This window comes from Sinobaca sp. H24 (genome assembly GCF_023845525.1).
In genome coordinates this window covers 12,249-35,119 of record NZ_JALBWT010000012.1, presented here as the reverse complement: position 1 = coordinate 35,119, position 22,871 = coordinate 12,249, and the positions used below count along the sequence as shown (strand labels likewise).

Genomic DNA, 22,871 nt, shown 5'->3' with positions numbered 1-22,871 from the left:
AGCATCAGTAAAAAGAAAAGTGTTGACGGAGCCTGGTGCATTGTTTATAATTACGGATGTTGCTAATTTGGCGGTGTAGCTCAGCTGGCTAGAGCGTACGGTTCATACCCGTGAGGTCGGGGGTTCGATTCCCTCCGCCGCTACCAAAAATAATACTAAAGATATTCTAAAAATAGAGTATCAATTTATACTAAAACTGCGCCCTGTAAAGGTGCAGTTTTTTTTTGTATCCTCCATCGTTAAAATGTATATTCACCAGCTGATATATAAGGTATAGTGTATTTCAAGAAAATAAGGAATAACTGGAGGGAATACTGTGGTTCGTGGAAAGAAAACAATGGACATCTGCCTATTGAGCGGCAGGCTGCTGCTTCGGTATGGAGCAGAAACATATCGAGTAGAAGATACAATGGTAAGAATGGCAAAAGCAGCCGGAATGAATAATGTCCACAGCTTTGTCACCACGACCGGTATATTTCTTTCTTTTAAGACTGAGGAAGATTACGATAGTATGCAGATGATTCGTATTAAAGAACGATACCAAGATCTAGGGAAAGTGACCGAAGTGAACCAGCTGGCCAGAGAATTTACTTATGGAGATATAACCCTGGATGAAACGCAGGAACGCTTAAAAGCGATAAAGGATGCACCAATGCATTATCCACTTTGGTTTATTTACCTGGCTTCCGGTATTGGGGGAGGGGCTTTTTCTTTCTTAATTGGAGGCAGTTATTTTGATATGCTCCCAGCCTTTATTGGAGGAACCGTTACTACGATCACGCTGGTTCTTATACAAAGAGTGTTAAAAGTAAAGTTTTTCGCTGAATTTGCGGCGGCGTTAACCGGCGGGATACTGGCATTAATTATGGTGAATGGAGGGTTTGGAACAGAATTGAACCAGGTGATCATCGGTTCTTTGATCCCTCTTGTACCAGGTGTGCCCCTTACAAACGCTGTACGGGATTTAATGTCAGGAGACCTTGTAGCAGGAGTAGCGAGGGGCTCAGAGGCGCTTGTTACGTCTCTATCGATAGCAGCGGGAGTAGCGCTGTCGCTTTCTATTTTTATATGTAGCAGGGCACAAGGTGCCGGAAGGAGAAGGACATGATTTTGCTTGAATGGTTAATATGTTTTATCGCCACCGTGGCGTTTGGCGTTATATTTAATATCCCTCTCCGGCTGCTTTGGTGGGGCGGAGGTGCCGGGGTTGCCGCCTGGATTGTGTATAGTACGCTCCCGGAATTAGGAATGAGCCCGGTTTTTGCTGCCGCTGCCGCCGCTTTTTTGCCGCTTTTATCGCCCATTGGCTTGCTATATGGAAAAAAGTGCCGGTTACCATGTTTACCATACCGGGGATTATTCCATTGGTTCCCGGAGGCCGAGCTTACTCTACTATGCTTGCTTTTGTGGAAGAAAATCATATAAGAGGACTCGAGCAGGGGGTTCAAACATTTATGCAGGCGGGTGCAATAGCGGCTGGACTCGTATTTGCTCTTTCTTTATTTTCTATTGGAAAAGGAGTAGGACAGCGGTATGAAACAGAAAATTGAGTCGTTTATCAAAAAGCATTCACTGCTCCAAGAAGGAGATCATGTGATTGCGGCTGTATCGGGAGGGGCAGATTCTATGGCGCTTCTTCATGTGCTGGATGAATTGGCAGACGCTTTGCAGATATCTGTATCTGCGGCCCATGCCGATCACGGACTGCGTCCTGAAGATTCAAAAGCAGAAAGAGACATGGTGGAAGCCTACTGCCAAAGCCGATCGATTCCTTTTTATACCGAAGTTCTTCCAGTCCGGGACTATTTATCTGAACAGGGAAAAGGGGTACAGGAGCAGGCCAGGGTGCTGCGTTATCAATTTCTGGAAAAAGTGATGAAGGAATGCGGAGCAGCTGTTCTGGCAACCGGTCATCATGGCGACGACCAGATAGAGACAATGCTTCTTAGAATGACAGTCGGCCGCGCTTTATGGGAAGACATCGGCATTGCTTCTTCTCGTCAACACAGTCGGGAAAGATTATCCGGCCGATGCTGAACCTAAGCAAGGAGTCTATTTATGCCTATTGTACAGAGCACTCTATTCCTTTCAAAGAAGACCCAAGCAATCAATCAGATACGTATGCAAGAAACCGAATCAGACATTATGCCCTGCCGGCCGTTCTTCAAGAAAACAGCGGGGCCCGGGAGCATTTTCAGACATTAAATGAATGGACAGCTGCCGAAAGACAGTTTATTAAAGAAGCGGCAGAGAAAGAAGCTGCTCGTTTAATTCTACACCAGGATGAACATTCTTTGACGTTTTCTATAAGCGGTTGGAAAGCCCTTCATTTGGCTTTACAAAGAAGGGTTATTCCTCTACTATTAACTTATCTTTGCAAAAATCAACACACACGGCCGTTTCTACTATACATATAGAACAGCTGCTGTCGCTTCTCTATAAGCCTGCTTCATCTTTCACTATTCATTGGGCGGATGGGGTGCTGGTACGACGGACATACGATACATGTACATTCTATATTCAAAAAACATGGAGCCTTTCAAAGTGGAAGCACCAAAACGCCTCGATGTACCAGGAACCGTCACCTTTAACGGATGGACAATCACGGCGGACTGGCACGAGGGCTTTATTAATCCGGAACAGGGCGATGTGTTCTGTATAAAAGAATCAGATGTCAGGCTGCCGCTGCTGGTCCGCTCCAGGATACAGGGAGAAAAGCTGCATGTAGCAGGAATGACAGGGAGAAAGAAATTAAATCGTTTATTTATCGATGAAAAGTCCCTCAATCTCAAAGGGACAGCTGGCCTGTTGTGGTATCTTCCGATGACACAATCTTATGGGTGCCTATGCTCGCTAAAACAAAAAACTGCAAAAAGCAGCGGAAGGGACCAAAGCTATTTTATTTAAGTGTCAAAAGAACTAGATCCAGCAGACAGATAAGGCATTGTGAAAGAACATGCTGCACAGTTTTCAAGACGTGAAGGATGAAATTCATGCTTTATTCATGATATGATTGAAGTCGGGTATTAACCCTATTTTTTAAATGTATACTGATATAATGAATTTTTGGGAGGCTTAAGCGATTCTGATGCATGACGATATTGAGAACATACTAATTAGCGAAGAAGAGATCCAAACCAAGATTAAAGAGATGGGGAAAGCTATCTCAGCAGAATACGATAATCGTTTTCCGCTGGTTATAGGAGTTCTAAAAGGAGCTCTTCCTTTTATGGCTGATATAATTAAAAGAGTAGAAACGCATCTTGAAATTGATTTTATGGATGTATCCAGCTACGGCAAAAGCACTGTGTCTTCAGGGGAAGTTAAAATTATTAAAGACCTTGATACAACAGTGGAAGGAAGAGATGTCATCATTCTGGAAGACATTATCGACAGCGGCATTACGCTTAACTACTTGATTAAGCTGATAAAGCACCGTGGAGCGAAATCAGTGAAGATCATCACGCTGCTTGACAAGCCGGATGGCAGGAAAGTTGATCTTGTACCGGATGTAGCGGGTTTTATCGTACCGGATGCATTCGTTGTCGGGTATGGTCTTGATTACGCAGAACGGTATAGAAACCTTCCATATATAGGAATACTAAAACCCAAAATTTACAACAATGAGGCAGCGGCATCAGAAGTTTTATAGAACACCGCCAGTGCTTACAGAAGGAGGTCAGGAATGAATCGAATGTTTAGAAACGTCGTGGTGTATTTGCTTTTGTTTTTGGTCATTATCGGTATTTTCAGCTTTTTGAGTGGGGATCAGACCACTACAGAAGAAATGAGCACCACCGAATTGATAACCAAGCTTGAAAATAATGAAATTGAGTCAGCCACCCTCCAGCCTGAAGGAGAAGTGTATTTAGTAGAAGGCCAGGAACAAGGTATGGAAGAAGGGGAAGCATTTGAAGCTTACCTTCCAATGACCGATGAGAATACTCAGCTGATACTAAACGCTCAGGGCCCGGATGGAAATGCGCTCACGATAAATACACAACCGGCAGATGAACCAAGTATCTGGTCCAACCTGCTTGTTACCGCTATTCCGTTCGTGATTATTATTCTATTATTCCTATTCCTCTTCAGCCGTGCTCAAGGCGGCGGAGGCGGCGGAAACAAAATGATGAACTTCGGTAAAAGTAAAGCGAAGCTCTATCAGGAAGATAAGAAAAAAGCCCGCTTTAAAGATGTAGCAGGTGCAGATGAAGAGAAACAGGAATTAATTGAAGTAGTAGACTTCCTAAAAGATCCGCGCAAGTTCGCCAACATGGGAGCACGTATTCCAAAAGGTGTTCTCCTTGTAGGACCGCCTGGTACTGGTAAGACACTTATTGCACGTGCAGTAGCGGGCGAAGCAGGCGTACCTTTCTTCACAGTCAGTGGTTCGGACTTTGTTGAAATGTTTGTCGGTGTCGGTGCTTCCCGTGTACGTGACTTGTTTGAAAATGCAAAGAAAAATGCTCCGTGTATTATCTTTATTGATGAGATTGACGCAGTAGGGCGCCAGCGTGGAGCCGGCGTCGGCGGCGGACATGATGAACGTGAGCAGACACTGAACCAGCTTCTTGTTGAAATGGATGGTTTCAGCGCAAACGAAGGTATTATCATGATTGCTGCAACAAACCGTTCCGATGTGCTTGACCCTGCCCTTCTTCGTCCAGGCCGTTTTGACCGCCAGATTATGGTAGGCCTTCCTGACGTAAGAGGACGCGAAGAAGTACTTCAGGTTCATGCCCGCAACAAACCGCTTGCTAATGATGTTAACTTAAAAGCAATTGCTCAGAGAACACCAGGATTTTCCGGTGCAGATCTGGAAAACCTTTTAAACGAAGCGGCACTTATTACTGCACGGTCTGACATGGATAAAATTAGAATGACTCATGTAGATGAAGCCATTGATCGGGTCATTGCCGGTCCGGCCAAGAAAAGCCGTGTTATTTCGAAAAAAAACGCCAGATTGTTGCACACCACGAAGCAGGACATACCGTGGTCGGCGTGAAGCTTAGAAACGCAGATATGGTTCACAAAGTAACCATTGTTCCGCGTGGACAAGCCGGCGGTTATGCCGTTATGCTTCCGAGAGAAGATCGGTACTTCATGACAAAACCTGAACTGCTGGATAAGATTGTCGGTCTGCTCGGTGGACGAGTAGCGGAAGAAGTTATGTTTAACGAAGTAAGTACAGGCGCTCATAATGATTTCCAGCGCGCCACTGCGATTGCCCGGAAAATGGTAACGGAATACGGTATGAGTGATAAGCTCGGACCGCTTCAATTCGGTTCCGGTTCCGGAGGCCAGGTTTTCCTTGGCCGTGATATGCAGAATGAACAAAATTACAGTGATGCCATTGCTTATGAAATCGACCAGGAAGTTCAGCGCTTTATCAAAGAATCCTATGAGCGCTGCAGACAGATACTAACAGAACACAAAGACAAGCTTGAACTTGTTGCACAGCAGCTGTTGGAACTGGAAACACTCGATGCAGAGCAGATTGAATCGCTTGTAGAAGAGGGTAAGCTTCCAGACAATCACCACTTAAACAAGAGTGATGATGAAGTGGAAGTAGTCAAACATCCCGAACAAGAAGATTCTTCAGAAGAAGATGAGACAAAAGAGACATCTTCTGAAGACAGCGGAGACGACGATTCTTCTTCGGATAAGACTGATGATGCTCAGGATAATGATGAGCAGAAAGAAGCCAATCCTGAAGATCCAAAGGAAGACGCAACTCCTTGGACAAATGAACCGCCGTCTGACGATGATCGAAAATCATAATAGATCGAAAAGAGATGCCCTCTGCGGCATCTCTTTTATCGTAAGGCAGATTATTTGAAATGATAGGGGACTAATATGATACTGGGAATGGATATTGGGAACACAACCATTACATTTGGTGTATTCAAAGACGGTAACCGCCTTGATACATGGAGCCTTTCCGCCGATCAGACAAGAACAGTGGATGAATATGGACTTCAGCTTGTTTCTTTCTTTCAGTTCAAAAACTGGAAAACAGAAGAAATAAACGGTATTATCATTTCATCTGTTGTTCCATCTTTAATGAATACGATGAGCCGGCTGTGCAGAGAATATTTTAACCTCTCTCCTTTAATAGTAGGTCCGGGAGTGAAAACAGGGTTAAATATACGTTACGAAAACCCGAAAGAAGTCGGTGCTGATCGTATTGTTAATGCGGTCGCGGCTCTTCAAAAAACAACTCCTCCCTTGATTGTAGTGGACTTTGGAACTGCAACAACGTTCTGTTATATTGATAAAAACAGCCAGTATCAGGGAGGTGTTATTCTTCCAGGGCTGGATCTTGCTACCAAAGCTTTATATGAAAAAGCCGCGAAGCTTCCAAAAATTGAATGGAAGCAGCCTGCCCGAGTGATTGGAAAAACTACCGTTGAGGCGATGCAGGCAGGTATGTACTATGGGTATGCTTCTCAAGTAGATGGCCTTATTAGAAAAATTAAAGAAGAACAGCAGTCTGAAGCATACACGATTGCTACAGGATCAACGTCTAAATGGCTTAAGCAGGAAACAAGTGAAATAGATGAAATAGATGAATATCTGACTCTTTCTGGTCTTTATGCCATCTATCAGAAGAATATAAAAGAATAAGTAGGAAAGGATGTTACATTATATGAGCGACTATTTAGTAAAAGCAACAGCATTTGATAATAAAATCAGAGCGTATGCAGTTAATACAACGGATATGGTGAATGAAGCGGTGCAGCGTCATCAAGCCTGGCCAACAGCAGCAGCAGCCCTGGGGCGTGCCATGACCGCAGGTTCAATGATGGGGGCTATGCTTAAAGGAGAAGATAAGCTTACGATAAAGATTGAAGGCGGAGGTCCAATGGGACCCATTATTGTAGACAGCACATCCGATGGCAATACGCGGGGTTATGCTCATAATATGCAGGTTCATTTTGACTTAAACCCAAACGGTAAGCTTGATGTAGCTCAGGCGGTTGGAACCGGCGGGCATATGGCTGTGGTGAAGGATCTTGGTATGAAAGATCATTTTACCGGAACCGTGCCTATTGTTTCTGGAGAACTCGGAGAGGATTTTACCTATTATTTTGCAGCTTCCGAGCAGGTGCCTTCTTCTGTCGGTCTGGGAGTTCTTGTTAACCCGGATAACAGTATTAAAGCGGCCGGCGGTTTTATTATCCAGCTGATGCCGGGTGCGGAAGAAGAGACGATTGAAGCACTGGAAAAGCAGATTGAAAACATGCCTCCGGTTTCAAAGCTGATTGAAAAGGGTAAATCACCTGAAGAAATGCTTGAAACTATTTTTGGAACAGACATTAACTTCCTCGAAAAAAATGAAGTGGCTTTTTCCTGTCATTGTTCAAAAGAACGCATCACCAATGCCCTCATTTCTTTGGGAAGTGATGAAATTAAAGATATGATCGAAGAAGATGGCGGGGCCGAAACTCAGTGCCACTTCTGCAATGAAATATATAATTTTGATGTGCCGGAGCTTGAAGAAATACGCAGTGAAGCAGAAAAGAAAGAAAACCGTGTGCAATAAATGCATAAAGGACCTGGTCATTTGGTGATCAGGTTCTTTTTTCAAAAAGAAAGGAATACTCAGAAAATAGAAAACGCCCGTATTGACAGCTTTTTAAAAGACTGATAATATATAATCAATAAAACCAATGAAATTACTTGGTATTGTCGAGGAGGATATTTACATGAGAGTAGCAAATAATGTTTTAGAACTAATAGGTCAAACGCCAATGGTGAAGCTTAACCGCCTTACGGGGGAAAATGACGCTGATGTGTATCTAAAGCTTGAATTTATGAACCCTGGAAGCAGTGTAAAAGACCGTATCGGTATGGCTATGATTGAAGCTGCAGAGAAAGATGGCAGACTAAAGGAAGGCGACACGATTGTAGAGCCTACGAGTGGAAATACAGGTGTCGGTCTAGCTATGGTTGCCGCAGCGAAAGGGTATAAATCTATCCTGGTTATGCCGGAAACAATGAGTATGGAACGCCGCAACCTTCTTCGTGCCTACGGTGCGACACTAGTATTGACACCAGGACCTGCAGGTATGGGCGGAGCAATCAGCAAAGCGCACGAACTGGCAGAAGAAAATGGTTATTTCATGCCGCAGCAGTTTGAAAATGAGGCAAATCCAGCTATTCACCGCGCGACAACAGGTAAAGAACTTCTAGAGCAGGTAGACGGCCAGATTGATTCTTTCGTTTCTGGTATTGGTACAGGCGGAACGATTACAGGGGCAGGCGGACTGCTTAAAGAGCATTACCCGGACATGCGTATCGTAGCTATTGAGCCGGCAGATTCTCCGGTATTAAGCGGAGGACAGAAAGGCCCTCACAAGATTCAGGGTATTGGAGCAGGTTTTGTTCCTGAAATTCTTAACACCGATATTTATGATGAAGTTGTACAGGTAACAACAGAACAGTCATTTGAGTATGCACGCCGTGCAGCAAGAGAAGAAGGCATTCTCGGCGGTATTTCTTCCGGCTCTGCGATCTACGTAGCGCTTCAAGAAGCGAAAAAACTTGGCAAAGGCAAAAAAGTAGTTGCGATTATTGCAAGTAACGGAGAACGGTACCTCAGCACGCCGCTTTACAACTTCGAAGACGAGCAATAAAATAAAAGAAACGGGAGCAGGACGAAACGGTCCTGCTCTTTTTATTTTGATCAAAGGGGGAGGACGATGAGACCTCAATTAGCACCACTTCCAATAGAGAGCGGTAAGTACCGGATCTCCGGCCGGGCTTTTGACTTTCCGGAACACCGTTTTTTTTCAGCTTACGCGTCTTTAAGCAGCAGCTGCGACTATCATGTCATTTTAGAAAGTGGACAGAGAGGCCGTTACAGTATTGCCGCTCTGCATCCTTTTGCTCTATTTACGGGGAAAGACAGTCATCTAACGATTGAAACATCAGAACAAACCATCCAAAAACATGGGGATCCCCTCCTGCAGATGAAAGAATGGATGAAGGAATATACCACAGAGACCGCGCCGGACTTTCCGGATTTTCAAGGCGGGCTATTTGGATTTATCAGCTACGATTATGTGAGGTATATTGAACAGCTAGAAGAAACAACAGCAGATGATCTGGATACGCCGGACTGTTTTTTTCAAGCATTTCAAGAAGCTGTTGTCTACGACCACGAAGAAAAAAAGCTTTGGGTGCTGCGGCTGTCAGGAACAGAAGAAAATGATGAAGATAAACTCGATTACATGGGAAGAAGCTGGTTGGCTGCTGCAGAAGAAGAAAAACCGCCTGGATCAGACACATATACTGTAACGAATGACATAAAAACAGAAGAGGCATCATGGAAACAGGCTGAATTTGCTGAAGCGGTGGAACAGGTGAAAGAATACATTGCTCAAGGGGATGTATTTCAAGCGAATCTCTCCCTGCGGCAGGGAAAGCCGCTTCGAAGCGATCCGTTTCATATTTACAGGAAACTTCGGGAAATAAACCCATCTCCTTATATGGGGTATTTTCACACACCGGATTTCCAGCTTGTAAACGGTTCTCCCGAACTACTTATTAAAAAGCGTGGAGAGGAAGCTTCCACCCGTCCGATTGCAGGAACCAGATCCCGGGGATTGGATGAAAAGGCTGACCAGGAACTGGGAATAGAACTTCTTACTACAGAAAAAGAACGCGCCGAGCATATTATGCTGGTTGATTTAGAGCGAAATGACCTGGGCAGAGTCTGCCGATTCGGCTCCGTGGAAGTAGACGAACTGATGGTAATCGAACGGTATTCCCACGTTATGCACATTGTTTCCAATGTTAAAGGGGTGCTGGCTGAGAACATGGACGTTTATGATATGATTCGGGCGACTTTCCCGGGTGGAACAATTACCGGGGCTCCTAAAGTGAGGACAATGGAAATAATCGAGGAACTTGAACAAGTTCGTCGAGGCGTTTATACTGGCTCTATTGGATGGATTGGGTATAATGGAGACACTGAATTGAATATTGCCATCCGCACGATGATTACAAAAAATGGTATGGCCTACGTTCAGGCAGGAGCGGGGATCGTTATTGATTCGCATGCTGAAGCAGAGTATAAAGAGTGTCTAAAGAAAGCAAAAGCACTTTGGACCGCAAAAGAGCTGAGTGAAGAAGAGATGAGCAGAGGAGGAAGTATACGATGATTTTAATGATCGATAATTATGATTCTTTTACCTATAATCTTGTACAGTATCTTGGAGAAATGGGAGAGGAACTTGTTGTCAGGCGAAACGACCAGATAACCATTGAAGATATTGAAGCCATGGCGCCGGACTTTCTAATGATTTCTCCGGGACCTTGTTCGCCGGATGAAGCAGGAATCAGCATGCAGGCCGTGGAGCACTTTGCCGGGAGTATTCCAATATTTGGTGTCTGCCTGGGCCATCAGTCTATTGCACAGGTGTTTGGCGGAGATGTAGTACGGGCAGATCGTCTGATGCATGGAAAAACATCCGAAATGCATCACAATGAGGAAACGGTGTATAAAGGACTCAGCAACCCCTTTACAGCAACGAGATATCATTCCCTGATTGTAAAAAAAGAAACGCTTCCGGACTGCCTGGAAGTTACTTCCTGGACGGACGAAGGAGAAATTATGGGTCTTCGTCACAAAGAGCTGGCAGTAGAGGGCGTTCAATTTCATCCGGAATCTATTATGACCGATGTTGGAAAAACGATATTAAAAAACTTTATTTCAACTCACAGCCTTCCACAGGGAGTATAAAAATGTTTGTATTACAAAACGGAATAATTGAGGAGGCGGGCGAAGCCCGCCTTTCTGTATTTGAACACGGGTTTATGTATGGCCTGGGCCAGTTTGAAACATTTCGGGTGTACGACGGTCATCCTTTTTTACTGGATGAACATATGCTCCGGCTTGAACGTGGCCTACGTGAGATGAATATAAAATGGACATATGATCGAAACGGCGTTACATCGCAAATCGAAAAGGTGTTATCAGCGAACAACTGGAAAAATGCATATATACGGTTTAACGTGTCAGCCGGACCGGCCCCTTTAGGATTGGAGCAGGCATCCTATGACCAGCCGGAAGTAATTATTTACGCTAAGCCGCTGGAGAGAAGTACCGGCGTTCACTTATCGCCGAAAAGGGCTCAGGTCCTTCAGACAAAAAGAAATACGCCGGAATCGGACGTTCGTTTGAAATCCCATCATTACTTTAATAGTATTCTTGGTAAAAACGAGATACGAGGACTTCCCGATACAGAAGGCCTGTTTCTTACGCGAGAAGGGTATGTAGCTGAAGGTGTAGTATCCAATGTGTTTTGGCGGAAGGGGACGACCCTTTATACACCAGCGGTTCAAACAGGAATTCTACTGGAATTACAAGAAAAGCTGTTATGATGCTTGCGGAAAAACGCGGATTTTATATACGACAGGGCTGTTTTCCAGCGAAAATGCTGCTGGAAGCGGAAGAAGCTTTTGTTACGAACTCCATTCAGGAAATCAGCCCGCTGCTTGGAGTTAACAAACACAGCTATCCGTATCATTCGGATCTATCGTATACACTGGCAGCAGATTATGCAGAAATCAGGCGCTCTGCCTGGTCGTTTGTGGATTTACTATAGAAGATAAGCAAGGAGCAATGATGATGAGCGGCATTATCCAGTGGGGAAAGCACTCCCTCGATCTTTCACAACGCACTTATATAATGGGAATACTTAATATTACACCGGACTCTTTTTCGGACGGAGGCCGCTACAATCAAATGGAGAACGCCATCGAACGAACCCGCGAGATGATTGAAAATGGAGCGGACATCATTGATGTAGGAGGAGAGTCTACAAGACCAGGTTATGAACCGGTATCTGCCGACGAAGAGCTTTCTCGTGTCCTGCCTGTGATTGAGGCGCTCACCTCCCGTTTTGATGTTCCTGTTTCCATCGATACGTACAAAGCGGAAACGGCAAAACAGGCAGTAGCTGCAGGGGCAGGTATGATCAACGATATCTGGGGTGCAAAAGCTGACCCTGATATGGCTGCAGCAGCGGCCGCCTGCGACGTTCCAATTATTCTTATGCACAACCGACATAACATGGAATATACCGACTTATTGGAAGATATGAAAAAAGATATTTTTGAAAGTGTGAATATATGCAAAAAGGCTGGGGTAAAGGAAGAGTATATTATCTTAGATCCTGGAATTGGATTTGCTAAAACATATGCACAGAATTTAGAAGTAATGCGTCGAATGCGGGAATTCACAGAACTGGGCTATCCGGTACTGCTGGGAAGCTCACGAAAGTCTCTTATTGCTAAAACGCTGGAACTGCCTTCTGCCGAAAGAGTGGAAGGGACCGCTGCAACAGTAAGCCTGGGTATTGAGAGAGGATGCAGTATTGTCCGCGTCCATGATGTGCTGGAAATGAAAAGAACCGCTCTTATGATGGATGCAATGCTGAGAAAGGAAAGGATGAGCGAGCATGGATAAAATTTATATTAAAGGAATGGAGTTTTACGCCTACCACGGGGTATTTCCTGAAGAAAATAAACTTGGCCAGCGTTTTCGTGTTGATCTAGTAATGGAAACAGATTTAAAAGAAGCAGCCCAGGAAGATAACATTGATAAAAGTGTAAACTATGGGGAAGCTTTTGAAACGGTTAAGCGTGCGGTCGAAGAAAACACATACGATTTAGTAGAAACGATAGCAGAGCAAATTGCATCCAGCCTGTTTGCTTCATTTTCCATTATTGAGCGTGTAACGGTAAAGGTAATTAAGCCTGATCCGCCAATCCCTGGCCATTATGAGCATGTCGCTATTGAGATTACGAGGAGCAGATAAGTGCCTAAAGATATTTATCTGGGTTTAGGTTCCAATATCGGTGATCGTATGGAGGCACTGAAAAAAGCGCTAAAGCTTTTAGAGGAAACAGAAGCGGTTACTATAATAGAGTGTTCCGATATTTATGAAACAAAGCCGGTAGGTGTTACAGACCAGGCTGATTTTTTAAATATAGCTCTGCGGGGCACTACGTCGAGTTCTCCGAAAGAACTGCTGGGTATTACACAGAGCATCGAAAAGGAAATGGGACGAATAAAGGATATACGCTGGGGACCCCGTAATATAGACCTTGACATTTTGCTCTACAATGATGAAAATATTATGATGGAAGAGTTAGTTATTCCGCATCCAAGAATGAAGGAAAGAGCGTTTGTTCTGATTCCTCTATTGGATGTTACATTGAATCCAGGGTCAGCAGAAGTAAAACAATGGCTGGACCGACTGCCTGCAGAAGAAAAAGAAGGTGTCCTCCTGTATAAACAAACAGGCGGACGGCTGACATAGCGTACTATTGTACTAACCTCTTAAACAAATGAAAATAAAGAGTTTATTGTTCTATAGAACAAAGCAGCAACGGGGGCTGGCCCCAAAAGGCTCAGCTCCCTTAAATATGATTAAAAATGCAAGCCGGGGAGAGATAGCTGTGAGTGAAGAAATAGAATACAATGATCAAATGATGGTGCGAAGAGAAAAGGTAGCACGAATGCAGCAAGAAGGAAAAGACCCTTTTGGAGAACGGTTTGACAGTCATACATACGGCGGAGTCGGTTCATACAGAATTTGAGGAATTTTCAAAAGAAGAGCTTGAAACGAAAGATACGGTATTAACTTTGGCCGGACGTGTAATGACAAAACGCGGTAAAGGAAAGGCTGGATTTGCTCATATTCAGGATTTAAGCGGCCAGGTACAGATATATGTAAGGAAAGATGCAGTGGGAGATGAAATGTATGAGCTGTTTGAAGACCTGGATATTGGAGATATTATCGGCGTATCAGGTACAGCTTTCAAAACTAAGGTAGGAGAGCTTTCAGTGAAACTTTCTTCTATCCAGCTTCTTTCAAAGTCACTGCGTCCACTTCCTGATAAATTCCACGGGCTTAAAGATGTAGAGCAGCGCTATCGTCAGCGTTACCTGGACCTGATTGCTAATCCAGAGGTTAGAGATACTTTTGTTCTTCGAAGCAGAATTATGCAGTCTATGAGAAGGTATCTTGATAATAAAGGATACCTGGAAGTCGAAACACCTATGCTTCATTCTATTCCTGGTGGAGCCTCCGCCAAGCCGTTCGTGACCCATCATAATGCGCTTGATATGGAGCTTTATATACGAATAGCGATTGAGCTGCATTTAAAGCGTTTGATTGTTGGAGGCATGGAAAAAGTATATGAAGTAGGCCGTGTATTTAGAAACGAAGGGATATCTACTCGTCATAACCCCGAGTTTACGATGATGGAGCTTTATGCTGCATATACAGATTACAATGACATTATGGATTTAACAGAAAGTTTAATTGCACACATTGCTCAGGACGTTTTAGGAAAAACGAAGATTGCCTATGGAGAGCTCGAGGTGGATCTGACACCAAAATGGCGCAGACTTCATATAGTAGAAGCAGTAAAAGAAGAAACCGGCGTGGACTTCTGGAAAGATATGAGTGATGAGGAAGCACGTGCACTTGCTAAAGAGCATAATGTTCCTATTAAAGAAAGCATGTCCTTTGGTCATGTAGTAAACGAGTTTTTCGAACACTTTGTGGAAGAGAAGCTTATCCAGCCTACTTTCATTTACGGTCATCCTGTGGCTATTTCTCCACTGGCAAAGAAAAATCCAGAGGATGGAAGATTTACAGATAGATTTGAACTTTTTATTGTAGGACGCGAGCATGCTAATGCGTTTACAGAATTAAATGACCCTATTGATCAGCGCCAGCGCTTTGAAGCCCAAGTACAGGAAAGAGAGCAGGGGGACGATGAAGCACATATGATGGACACTGATTATTTGGAGTCGATGGAATATGGCCTTCCTCCAACCGGCGGTCTTGGTATTGGAATGGACAGGCTTGTCATGCTTCTAACAAACTCTCCTTCCATTAGAGACGTTTTATTATTCCCGCAGATGAGAAATCAGCATCATACATGAATAGATAAAAATCTGAAAAAACCGGCGTACAGGCCGGTTTTTCTTTTTTAAATATTTTTTGAGGAAATATAGAAAAAAGACTTGTCAGTTAAGACGTGTGATGATATATTAATAAACGTTGCTTTAGCGCAACAGCACAGCAACAAAATGTTAATACGTAAACCATTGACATCTTCAAGTCAGCTTGGTATACTAATAAAGTCGCTAAATTGAGGCGAAGCAGCAAAAACAGTGTCCTTTGAAAATGGAATGAAAACAATGCGCGAACAAGAAGTCGCGGCAGACAAGGTCTGCTGCGCAATGTAAGACCAGCAAGAACTAAGCATCAACTTTCATGGAGAGTTTGATCTTGGCTCAGGACGAACGCTGGCGGCGTGCCTAATACATGCAAGTCGAGCGCATGAACCCGGCGGACCTCTTCGGAGGAAACCGGGGATTGAGCGGCGGACGGGTGAGTAACACGTGGGCAACCTGCCCTTCAGACGGGGATAACTCCGGGAAACCGGAGCTAATACCCGATAATCAAGCCGATCTCCTGATCGGCTTGTAAAAGCATGGTCTTCGGACCATGCACTGGGGATGGGCCCGCGGCGTATTAGCTAGTTGGAGAGGTAATGGCTCCCCAAGGCGACGATACGTAGCCGACCTGAGAGGGTGATCGGCCACACTGGGACTGAGACACGGCCCAGACTCCTACGGGAGGCAGCAGTAGGGAATCATCCGCAATGGACGAAAGTCTGACGGTGCAACGCCGCGTGAGTGATGAAGGTTTTCGGATCGTAAAGCTCTGTTGTGAGGGAAGAACAAGGGCGGTTCTAACAGGGCCGCCCCCTGACGGTACCTCACCAGAAAGCCCCGGCTAACTACGTGCCAGCAGCCGCGGTAATACGTAGGGGGCAAGCGTTGTCCGGAATTATTGGGCGTAAAGCGCGCGCAGGCGGTTCTTAAGTCTGATGTGAAAGCCCACGGCTCAACCGTGGAGGGTCATTGGAAACTGGAGAACTGGAATGCAGAAGAGGAGAGTGGAATTCCACGTGTAGCGGTGAAATGCGTAGATATGTGGAGGAACACCAGTGGCGAAGGCGGCTCTCTGGTCTGTTATTGACGCTGAGGCGCGAAAGCGTGGGGAGCAAACAGGATTAGATACCCTGGTAGTCCACGCCGTAAACGATGAGTGCTAGGTGTTAGGGGTTTCGATGCCCTTAGTGCCGAAGCTAACGCATTAAGCACTCCGCCTGGGGAGTACGGCCGCAAGGCTGAAACTCAAAAGAATTGACGGGGGCCCGCACAAGCGGTGGAGCATGTGGTTTAATTCGACGCAACGCGAAGAACCTTACCAGGTCTTGACATCTTTTGCTACTTCTGGAGACAGAAGGTTCCCCTTCGGGGGACAAAATGACAGGTGGTGCATGGTTGTCGTCAGCTCGTGTCGTGAGATGTTGGGTTAAGTCCCGCAACGAGCGCAACCCTTAATCTTAGTTGCCAGCATTCAGTTGGGCACTCTAAGGTGACTGCCGGTGACAAACCGGAGGAAGGTGGGGACGACGTCAAATCATCATGCCCCTTATGACCTGGGCTACACACGTGCTACAATGGATGGTACAGAGGGATGCGAAACCGCGAGGTGGAGCCAATCTCGCAAAGCCATTCTCAGTTCGGATTGCAGGCTGCAACTCGCCTGCATGAAGCCGGAATCGCTAGTAATCGTGGATCAGCATGCCACGGTGAATACGTTCCCGGGCCTTGTACACACCGCCCGTCACACCACGAGAGTTTGCAACACCCGAAGTCGGTGAGGTAACCCTTTGGGAGCCAGCCGCCGAAGGTGGGGCAGATGATTGGGGTGAAGTCGTAACAAGGTATCCCTACCGGAAGGTGGGGATGGATCACCTCCTTTCTACGGAGCTTTGATTCGTGGATCGACCCCGGACCGCCGGTCCGGGTGCGCGCAGTTGTTTTCATTCCATTTTGAGAGGACAATTTTGTTCTGAAGTTTGTTCTAATATTAATTATAGGATGGGCCTGTAGCTCAGCTGGTTAGAGCGCACGCCTGATAAGCGTGAGGTCGGTGGTTCGAGTCCACTCAGGCCCACCATCATAAATTAATAGATATTATGGGGCCTTAGCTCAGCTGGGAGAGCGCCTGCCTTGCACGCAGGAGGTCAGCGGTTCGATCCCGCTAGGCTCCACCATAAAAAATAAGAACAAGAGCATATGGTAATACCATATTGTGCTCTCTATTGGTTCCTTGAAAACTGGATAGCGACAACGAAACAAAAAACCAAGCAAGCCCTGCATATGCAGGCGCCAGCTGTTTTTTTACGGAAAAACGGTTAAGTAAGAAAGGGCGCACGGTGGATGCCTTGGCACTAGGAGCCGATGAAGGACGCGACGAACGGCGATACGCCCCGCGGAGCTGTAAGTGAGCTGTGAGGCGGGGATGTCCGAATGGGGGAACCCACTATCGTTAATCCGATAGTATTTCTACCTGAACACATAGGGTAGATAAAGGCAGACCTGGGGAACTGAAACATCTTAGTACCCAGAGGAAGAGAAAGCAAATGCGATTTCCTGAGTAGCGGCGAGCGAAACGGAATCAGCCCAAACCAGGATGCTTGCATCCTGGGGTTGTAGGACACTCCATCGGAGTTATCAAGATCAGCGATAGGCGAAGCGGCCTGGAAAGGCCCGCAGGATACGGTAACAGCCCGGTAGCCGAAATCGCTGATCCTCCGGAGTGGATCCTGAGTACGGCGGGACACGAGAAATCCCGTCGGAATCCGGGAGGACCATCTCCCAAGGCTAAATACTCCCTAGTGACCGATAGTGAACCAGTACCGTGAGGGAAAGGTGAAAAGCACCCCGGAAGGGGAGTGAAACAGATCCTGAAACCGTGTGCCTACAAGTAGTCGAAGCCCGTTTATGGGTGACGGCGTGCCTTTTGTAGAATGAACCGGCGAGTTACGATCGTATGCCAGGTTAAGCCGAAGAGGCGGAGCCGCAGCGAAAGCGAGTCTTCAACGGCGTATTAGTATGCGGTCGTAGACCCGAAACCGGGTGATCTACCCATGTCCAGGGTGAAGGTAGGGTAACACCTACTGGAGGCCCGAACCCACGCAAGTTGAAAATTGCGGGGATGAGGTGTGGGTAGCGGTGAAATGCCAATCGAACTCGGAGATAGCTGGTTCTCCCCGAAATAGCTTTAGGGCTAGCCTCGGATAGAGTCCTGGAGGTAGAGCACTGATTGGACGAGGGGCCCTTCCGGGTTACCGAATTCAGTCAAACTCCGAATGCCAGAGACTTGTTGTCCGGGAGTCAGACTGCGAGTGCTAAGATCCGTAGTCGAGAGGGAAACAGCCCAGACCACCAGCTAAGGTCCCTAAATCCGCATTAAGTGGAAAAGGATGTGGAGTTGCTTAGACAACTAGGATGTTGGCTTAGAAGCAGCCACCATTGAAAGAGTGCGTAATAGCTCACTAGTCGAGTGACTCTGCGCCGAAAATGTACCGGGGCTAAATGCGGTACCGAAGCTGTGGAGGATCCCCCTTGGGGGATCGTGGTAGGGGAGCGTTCCAGGGGCCGTAAAGCCAGACCGTGAGGACTGGTGGAGCGCCTGGAAGTGAGAATGCCGGTATGAGTAACGAAAAGAAGGGTGAGAATCCCTTCCGTCGAAAACCCAAGGTTTCCTGAGGAAGGTTCGTCCGCTCAGGGTTAGTCGGGTCCTAAGCCGAGGCCGAAAGGCGTAGGCGATGGAAAACAGGTTTAAATTCCTGTACCACCTCCTTTCCATTTGAGCAATGGGGGGACGCAGGAAGGTAGGGCAAGCGTGCTGCTGGATATGCACGTCCAAGCCGTTAGGCCGAAGAGCAGGCAAATCCGCTCTTCATCAAGGCTGAGCGGCGATGGCGAGGGAAATTAAGTACCGAAGTTCCCGATCCTACACTGCCAAGAAAAGCCTCTAGCGAGGAAAAAGGTGCCCGTACCGCAAACCGACACAGGTGGGTGGGATGAGAATTCTAAGACGCGCGGGAGAACTCTCGTTAAGGAACTCGGCAAAATGACCCCGTAACTTCGGGAGAAGGGGTGCTCTTTCGGGTGAATAGCCCAGGAGAGCCGCAGTGAAAAGGCCCAAGCGACTGTTTATCAAAAACACAGGTCTCTGCGAAGCCGCAAGGCGAAGTATAGGGGCTGACACCTGCCCGGTGCTGGAAGGTTAAGAGGAGAGGTTATCCCCTTTGGGGAGAAGCTTTGAATTGAAGCCCCAGTAAACGGCGGCCGTAACTATAACGGTCCTAAGGTAGCGAAATTCCTTGTCGGGTAAGTTCCGACCCGCACGAAAGGTGCAACGACTTGGGCACTGTCTCAACGAGAGACCCGGTGAAATTATATTACCTGTGAAGATGCAGGTTACCCGCGACAGGACGGAAAGACCCCATGGAGCTTTACTGTAGCTTGATATTGGATGGTTGTACTGCTTGTACAGGATAGGTAGGAGCCTTGGAAGCCGGACCGCTAGGTTCGGTGGAGGCATTGGTGGGATACTACCCTGGCTGTACGACTATTCTAACCTCGGTCCGTGATCCGGATCAGGACAGTGTCAGGTGGGCAGTTTGACTGGGGCGGTCGCCTCCTAAACAGTAACGGAGGCGCCCAAAGGTTCCCTCAGAATGGTTGGAAATCATTCGCAGAGTGCAAAGGCAAAAGGGAGCTTGACTGCGAGACCTACAAGTCGAGCAGAGACGAAAGTCGGGCTTAGTGATCCGGCGGTCCCGTATGGAAGGGCCGTCGCTCAACGGATAAAAGCTACCCTGGGGATAACAGGCTTATCTCCCCCAAGAGTCCACATCGACGGGGAGGTTTGGCACCTCGATGTCGGCTCATCGCATCCTGGGGCTGAAGTAGGTCCCAAGGGTTGGGCTGTTCGCCCATTAAAGCGGTACGCGAGCTGGGTTCAGAACGTCGTGAGACAGTTCGGTCCCTATCCGTCGCGGGCGTTGGAAATTTGAGAGGAGCTGTCCTTAGTACGAGAGGACCGGGATGGACACACCGCTGGTGTACCAGTTGTTCCGCCAGGAGCATCGCTGGGTAGCTACGTGTGGACGGGATAAGTGCTGAAAGCATCTAAGCATGAAGCCCCCCTCGAGATGAGATTTCCCATCACGCAAGTGAGTAAGATCCCTTGGAGATGACAAGGTAGATAGGTTGAGGTGGACGTGCGGCGACGCATGGAGCTGACAAATACTAATCGATCGAGGACTTATCCAACAACTTTTTCCATTCGGATGTCGCTATCCAGTTTTGAAGGAACCAGCCTTGTCCGGTGACGATAGCCAAGAGGTCCCACCCGTTCCCATGCCGAACACGGAAGTTAAGCTCTTGTGCGCTGATGATAATTGGGGGGCGACCCCCTGTGAAAGTAGGACGTTGCCGGGCGATTTTAATTTAATATTTATATGGAGGATTAGCTCAGCTGGGAGAGCACCTGCCTTACAAGCAGGGGGTCGGCAGTTCGATCCTGTCATCCTCCACCATTTTTTGCCGGTCTAGCTCAATTGGTAGAGCAACTGACTTGTAATCAGTAGGTTGAGGGTTCAAGTCCTTTGGCCGGCACCATTTTTTTCATAGAACGAGCCATTAGCTCAGTTGGTAGAGCATCTGACTTTTAATCAGAGGGTCGGAGGTTCGAATCCTCCATGGCTCACCATTTTTTATTATAGCTTTGCGGAAGTAGCTCAGTGGTAGAGCACCACCTTGCCAAGGTGGGGGTCGCGGGTTCGAATCCCGTCTTCCGCTCCATTTTTATGCGCCCGTAGCTCAACTGGATAGAGTATCTGACTACGAATCAGAAGGTTAGAGGTTCAAGTCCTCTCGGGCGCACCATTATTATTTTATAACGGGAAGTAGCTCAGCTTGGTAGAGCACTTGGTTTGGGACCAAGGGGTCGCAGGTTCGAATCCTGTCTTCCCGACCATTAATTATGGGGCCTTAGCTCAGCTGGGAGAGCGCCTGCCTTGCACGCAGGAGGTCAGCGGTTCGATCCCGCTAGGCTCCACCAAATAAATATTGACATCTTCAAGTCAGCTTGGTATACTAATAAAGTCGCTAAATTGAGGCGAAGCAGCAAAAACAGTGTCCTTTGAAAATGGAATGAAAACAACGCGCGAACAAGAAGTCGCGGCAGACAAGGTCTGCTGCGCAATGTAAGACCAGCAAGAACTAAGCATCAACTTTCATGGAGAGTTTGATCTTGGCTCAGGACGAACGCTGGCGGCGTGCCTAATACATGCAAGTCGAGCGCATAAACCCGGCGGACCTCTTCGGAGGGAAAAACCGGGGATTGAGCGGCGGACGGGTGAGTAACACGTGGGCAACCTGCCCTTCAGACGGGGATAACTCCGGGAAACCGGAGCTAATACCCGATAATCAAGCCGATCTCCTGATCGGCTTGTAAAAGCATGGTCTTCGGGACCATGCACTGGGGATGGGCCCGCGGCGTATTAGCTAGTTGGAGAGGTAATGGCTCCCCAAGGCGACGATACGTAGCCGACCTGAGAGGGTGATCGGCCACACTGGGACTGAGACACGGCCCAGACTCCTACGGGAGGCAGCAGTAGGGAATCATCCGCAATGGACGAAAGTCTGACGGTGCAACGCCGCGTGAGTGATGAAGGTTTTCGGATCGTAAAGCTCTGTTGTGAGGGAAGAACAAGGGCGGTTCTAACAGGGCCGCCCCCTGACGGTACCTCACCAGAAAGCCCCGGCTAACTACGTGCCAGCAGCCGCGGTAATACGTAGGGGCAAGCGTTGTCCGGAATTATTGGGCGTAAAGCGCGCGCAGGCGGTTCTTAAGTCTGATGTGAAAGCCCACGGCTCAACCGTGGAGGGTCATTGGAAACTGGAAACTGGAATGCAGAAGAGGAGAGTGGAATTCCACGTGTAGCGGTGAAATGCGTAGATATGTGGAGGAACACCAGTGGCGAAGGCGGCTCTCTGGTCTGTTATTGACGCTGAGGCGCGAAAGCGTGGGGAGCAAACAGGATTAGATACCCTGGTAGTCCACGCCGTAAACGATGAGTGCTAGGTGTTAGGGGTTTCGATGCCCTTAGTGCCGAAGCTAACGCATTAAGCACTCCGCCTGGGGAGTACGGCCGCAAGGCTGAAACTCAAAAGAATTGACGGGGGCCCGCACAAGCGGTGGAGCATGTGGTTTAATTCGACGCAACGCGAAGAACCTTACCAGGTCTTGACATCTTTTGCTACTTCTGGAGACAGAAGGTTCCCCTTCGGGGGACAAAATGACAGGTGGTGCATGGTTGTCGTCAGCTCGTGTCGTGAGATGTTGGGTTAAGTCCCGCAACGAGCGCAACCCTTAATCTTAGTTGCCAGCATTTCAGTTGGGCACTCTAAGGTGACTGCCGGTGACAAACCGGAGGAAGGTGGGGACGACGTCAAATCATCATGCCCCTTATGACCTGGGCTACACACGTGCTACAATGGATGGTACAGAGGGATGCGAAACCGCGAGGTGGAGCCAATCTCGCAAAGCCATTCTCAGTTCGGATTGCAGGCTGCAACTCGCCTGCATGAAGCCGGAATCGCTAGTAATCGTGGATCAGCATGCCACGGTGAATACGTTCCCGGGCCTTGTACACACCGCCCGTCACACCACGAGAGTTTGCAACACCCGAAGTCGGTGAGGTAACCCTTTGGGAGCCAGCCGCCGAAGGTGGGGCAGATGATTGGGGTGAAGTCGTAACAAGGTATCCCTACCGGAAGGTGGGGATGGATCACCTCCTTTCTACGGAGCTTTGATTCGTGGATCGACCCCGGACCACCGGTCCGGAGTGCGCGCAGTTGTTTTCATTCCATTTTGAGAGGATACCCTCTCGCAAGATGAACC

General features: G+C 47.3%; 13 protein-coding genes, 10 tRNA genes, 4 rRNA genes and 5 pseudogenes. All 32 read left to right on the top strand.

Going from position 1 to position 22,871, the window contains the following annotated elements; all coding sequences use genetic code 11:
* Positions 1-69 precede the first annotated feature (69 nt).
* The 32 genes and pseudogenes from MMY81_RS16135 to MMY81_RS15980 all read left to right on the top strand — a co-directional run bounded on the left by MMY81_RS16135 (position 70) and on the right by MMY81_RS15980 (position 22,769).
* Positions 70-146 (top strand) — tRNA-Met (locus tag MMY81_RS16135).
* Positions 147-316: 170 nt separating this feature from the next.
* Complete coding sequence (locus tag MMY81_RS16130) at positions 317-1,108, top strand: threonine/serine exporter family protein (protein WP_252313670.1); 792 nt, start codon at positions 317-319, stop codon at positions 1,106-1,108.
* A pseudogene (locus MMY81_RS16125) lies at positions 1,105-1,550 on the top strand (threonine/serine exporter family protein). Before MMY81_RS16130 ends, MMY81_RS16125 begins: the two are co-directional and overlap by 4 nt.
* Positions 1,534-2,417, top strand: a pseudogene (gene tilS / locus MMY81_RS35370) (tRNA lysidine(34) synthetase TilS). Before MMY81_RS16125 ends, tilS (MMY81_RS35370) begins: the two co-directional pseudogenes overlap by 17 nt.
* An 88-nt stretch (positions 2,418-2,505) precedes the next feature.
* Positions 2,506-2,766, top strand: a pseudogene (gene tilS, locus MMY81_RS35365) (tRNA lysidine(34) synthetase TilS); the annotation flags it as partial.
* A 44-nt stretch (positions 2,767-2,810) separates the two neighbouring features.
* Complete coding sequence (locus MMY81_RS35360; RefSeq protein ID WP_374562110.1) at positions 2,811-2,981, top strand: hypothetical protein; 171 nt, start codon at positions 2,811-2,813, stop codon at positions 2,979-2,981.
* Positions 2,982-3,088: 107 nt separating this feature from the next.
* Positions 3,089-3,652 carry a hypoxanthine phosphoribosyltransferase gene (gene hpt, locus MMY81_RS16105; protein ID WP_252313666.1) on the top strand — a complete coding sequence of 188 codons (564 nt, stop codon included), beginning with the start codon at positions 3,089-3,091 and terminating at the stop codon, positions 3,650-3,652.
* Positions 3,653-3,685: 33 nt separating this feature from the next.
* A pseudogene (gene ftsH / locus MMY81_RS16100) lies at positions 3,686-5,781 on the top strand (ATP-dependent zinc metalloprotease FtsH).
* Positions 5,782-5,856: 75 nt separating this feature from the next.
* The gene (locus MMY81_RS16095; protein WP_252313665.1) at positions 5,857-6,627 is read left to right on the top strand and encodes a type III pantothenate kinase; all 771 of its coding nucleotides are present in this window, start codon (positions 5,857-5,859) and stop codon (positions 6,625-6,627) included.
* Between the two features lie 22 nt (positions 6,628-6,649).
* Positions 6,650-7,546, top strand: coding sequence for an Hsp33 family molecular chaperone HslO (gene hslO, locus MMY81_RS16090; RefSeq protein WP_252313664.1), 897 nt, complete (start codon positions 6,650-6,652; stop codon positions 7,544-7,546).
* Positions 7,547-7,709: 163 nt separating this feature from the next.
* Positions 7,710-8,639, top strand: a complete 930-nt coding sequence (cysK, locus tag MMY81_RS16085; protein ID WP_252313663.1) for a cysteine synthase A — start codon at positions 7,710-7,712, stop codon at positions 8,637-8,639.
* A 66-nt stretch (positions 8,640-8,705) separates the two neighbouring features.
* On the top strand, positions 8,706-10,169 hold the full coding sequence (locus MMY81_RS16080) for an anthranilate synthase component I family protein (protein ID WP_252313662.1): 1,464 nt from the start codon (positions 8,706-8,708) through the stop codon (positions 10,167-10,169).
* Positions 10,166-10,750, top strand: coding sequence for an aminodeoxychorismate/anthranilate synthase component II (gene pabA, locus MMY81_RS16075; protein ID WP_252313661.1), 585 nt, complete (start codon positions 10,166-10,168; stop codon positions 10,748-10,750). Before MMY81_RS16080 ends, pabA begins: the two co-directional genes overlap by 4 nt.
* Before the next feature lie 2 nt (positions 10,751-10,752).
* Entirely contained in the window at positions 10,753-11,391 is a 639-nt protein-coding gene (locus MMY81_RS16070) for an aminotransferase class IV (protein ID WP_252313660.1), read from the top strand.
* Positions 11,388-11,615 carry an aminotransferase class IV gene (locus tag MMY81_RS16065; RefSeq protein ID WP_374562105.1) on the top strand — a complete coding sequence of 76 codons (228 nt, stop codon included), beginning with the start codon at positions 11,388-11,390 and terminating at the stop codon, positions 11,613-11,615. Before MMY81_RS16070 ends, MMY81_RS16065 begins: the two co-directional genes overlap by 4 nt.
* Positions 11,616-11,632: 17 nt before the next feature.
* Positions 11,633-12,478 carry a dihydropteroate synthase gene (gene folP, locus MMY81_RS16060; RefSeq protein ID WP_374562103.1) on the top strand — a complete coding sequence of 282 codons (846 nt, stop codon included), beginning with the start codon at positions 11,633-11,635 and terminating at the stop codon, positions 12,476-12,478.
* Positions 12,471-12,830 carry a dihydroneopterin aldolase gene (gene folB, locus MMY81_RS16055; protein WP_252313658.1) on the top strand — a complete coding sequence of 120 codons (360 nt, stop codon included), beginning with the start codon at positions 12,471-12,473 and terminating at the stop codon, positions 12,828-12,830. The genes folP and folB overlap by 8 nt, the downstream gene beginning before the upstream one ends.
* Positions 12,831-13,334, top strand: coding sequence for a 2-amino-4-hydroxy-6-hydroxymethyldihydropteridine diphosphokinase (folK, locus tag MMY81_RS16050; protein WP_308215348.1), 504 nt, complete (start codon positions 12,831-12,833; stop codon positions 13,332-13,334). It abuts the gene before it with no gap.
* Between the two features lie 106 nt (positions 13,335-13,440).
* A pseudogene (gene lysS / locus MMY81_RS16045) lies at positions 13,441-14,971 on the top strand (lysine--tRNA ligase).
* Positions 14,972-15,302: 331 nt separating this feature from the next.
* Positions 15,303-16,868 (top strand): 16S ribosomal RNA (locus MMY81_RS16040).
* A 121-nt stretch (positions 16,869-16,989) separates the two neighbouring features.
* Positions 16,990-17,066, top strand: a tRNA-Ile gene (locus tag MMY81_RS16035).
* 21 nt (positions 17,067-17,087) lie between these two features.
* Positions 17,088-17,163, top strand: a tRNA-Ala gene (locus tag MMY81_RS16030).
* Positions 17,164-17,302: 139 nt separating this feature from the next.
* Positions 17,303-20,236, top strand: a 23S ribosomal RNA gene (locus MMY81_RS16025).
* 51 nt (positions 20,237-20,287) lie between these two features.
* Positions 20,288-20,404 (top strand): 5S ribosomal RNA (rrf, locus tag MMY81_RS16020).
* A 22-nt stretch (positions 20,405-20,426) separates the two neighbouring features.
* Positions 20,427-20,502: transfer RNA gene (locus MMY81_RS16015), tRNA-Val, on the top strand.
* A 6-nt stretch (positions 20,503-20,508) separates the two neighbouring features.
* Positions 20,509-20,584 (top strand) — tRNA-Thr (locus tag MMY81_RS16010).
* A gap of 15 nt (positions 20,585-20,599) precedes the next feature.
* Positions 20,600-20,675: transfer RNA gene (locus MMY81_RS16005), tRNA-Lys, on the top strand.
* A 17-nt stretch (positions 20,676-20,692) separates the two neighbouring features.
* A tRNA-Gly gene (locus MMY81_RS16000) sits at positions 20,693-20,767 on the top strand.
* Positions 20,768-20,774: 7 nt separating this feature from the next.
* Positions 20,775-20,851: transfer RNA gene (locus MMY81_RS15995), tRNA-Arg, on the top strand.
* 14 nt (positions 20,852-20,865) lie between these two features.
* A tRNA-Pro gene (locus MMY81_RS15990) sits at positions 20,866-20,942 on the top strand.
* An 8-nt stretch (positions 20,943-20,950) separates the two neighbouring features.
* Positions 20,951-21,026, top strand: a tRNA-Ala gene (locus tag MMY81_RS15985).
* 174 nt (positions 21,027-21,200) lie between these two features.
* Positions 21,201-22,769 (top strand): 16S ribosomal RNA (locus tag MMY81_RS15980).
* The 16S, 23S and 5S rRNA genes sit together here with 9 tRNA genes alongside, the layout of an rRNA operon.
* Positions 22,770-22,871: the final 102 nt, after the last annotated feature.

Bases quoted from the DNA above. Each gene is read 5' to 3' on its own strand.
- hpt (WP_252313666.1), top strand. From the start codon at position 3,089: ATGCATGACGATATTGAGAACATACTAATTAGCGAAGAAGAGATCCAA.
- MMY81_RS16095 (WP_252313665.1), top strand. From the start codon at position 5,857: ATGATACTGGGAATGGATATTGGGAACACAACCATTACATTTGGTGTA.
- hslO (WP_252313664.1), top strand. From the start codon at position 6,650: ATGAGCGACTATTTAGTAAAAGCAACAGCATTTGATAATAAAATCAGA.
- cysK (WP_252313663.1), top strand. From the start codon at position 7,710: ATGAGAGTAGCAAATAATGTTTTAGAACTAATAGGTCAAACGCCAATG.
- MMY81_RS16080 (WP_252313662.1), top strand. From the start codon at position 8,706: ATGAGACCTCAATTAGCACCACTTCCAATAGAGAGCGGTAAGTACCGG.
- pabA (WP_252313661.1), top strand. From the start codon at position 10,166: ATGATTTTAATGATCGATAATTATGATTCTTTTACCTATAATCTTGTA.
- MMY81_RS16070 (WP_252313660.1), top strand. From the start codon at position 10,753: ATGTTTGTATTACAAAACGGAATAATTGAGGAGGCGGGCGAAGCCCGC.
- MMY81_RS16065 (WP_374562105.1), top strand. From the start codon at position 11,388: ATGATGCTTGCGGAAAAACGCGGATTTTATATACGACAGGGCTGTTTT.
- folP (WP_374562103.1), top strand. From the start codon at position 11,633: ATGATGATGAGCGGCATTATCCAGTGGGGAAAGCACTCCCTCGATCTT.
- folB (WP_252313658.1), top strand. From the start codon at position 12,471: ATGGATAAAATTTATATTAAAGGAATGGAGTTTTACGCCTACCACGGG.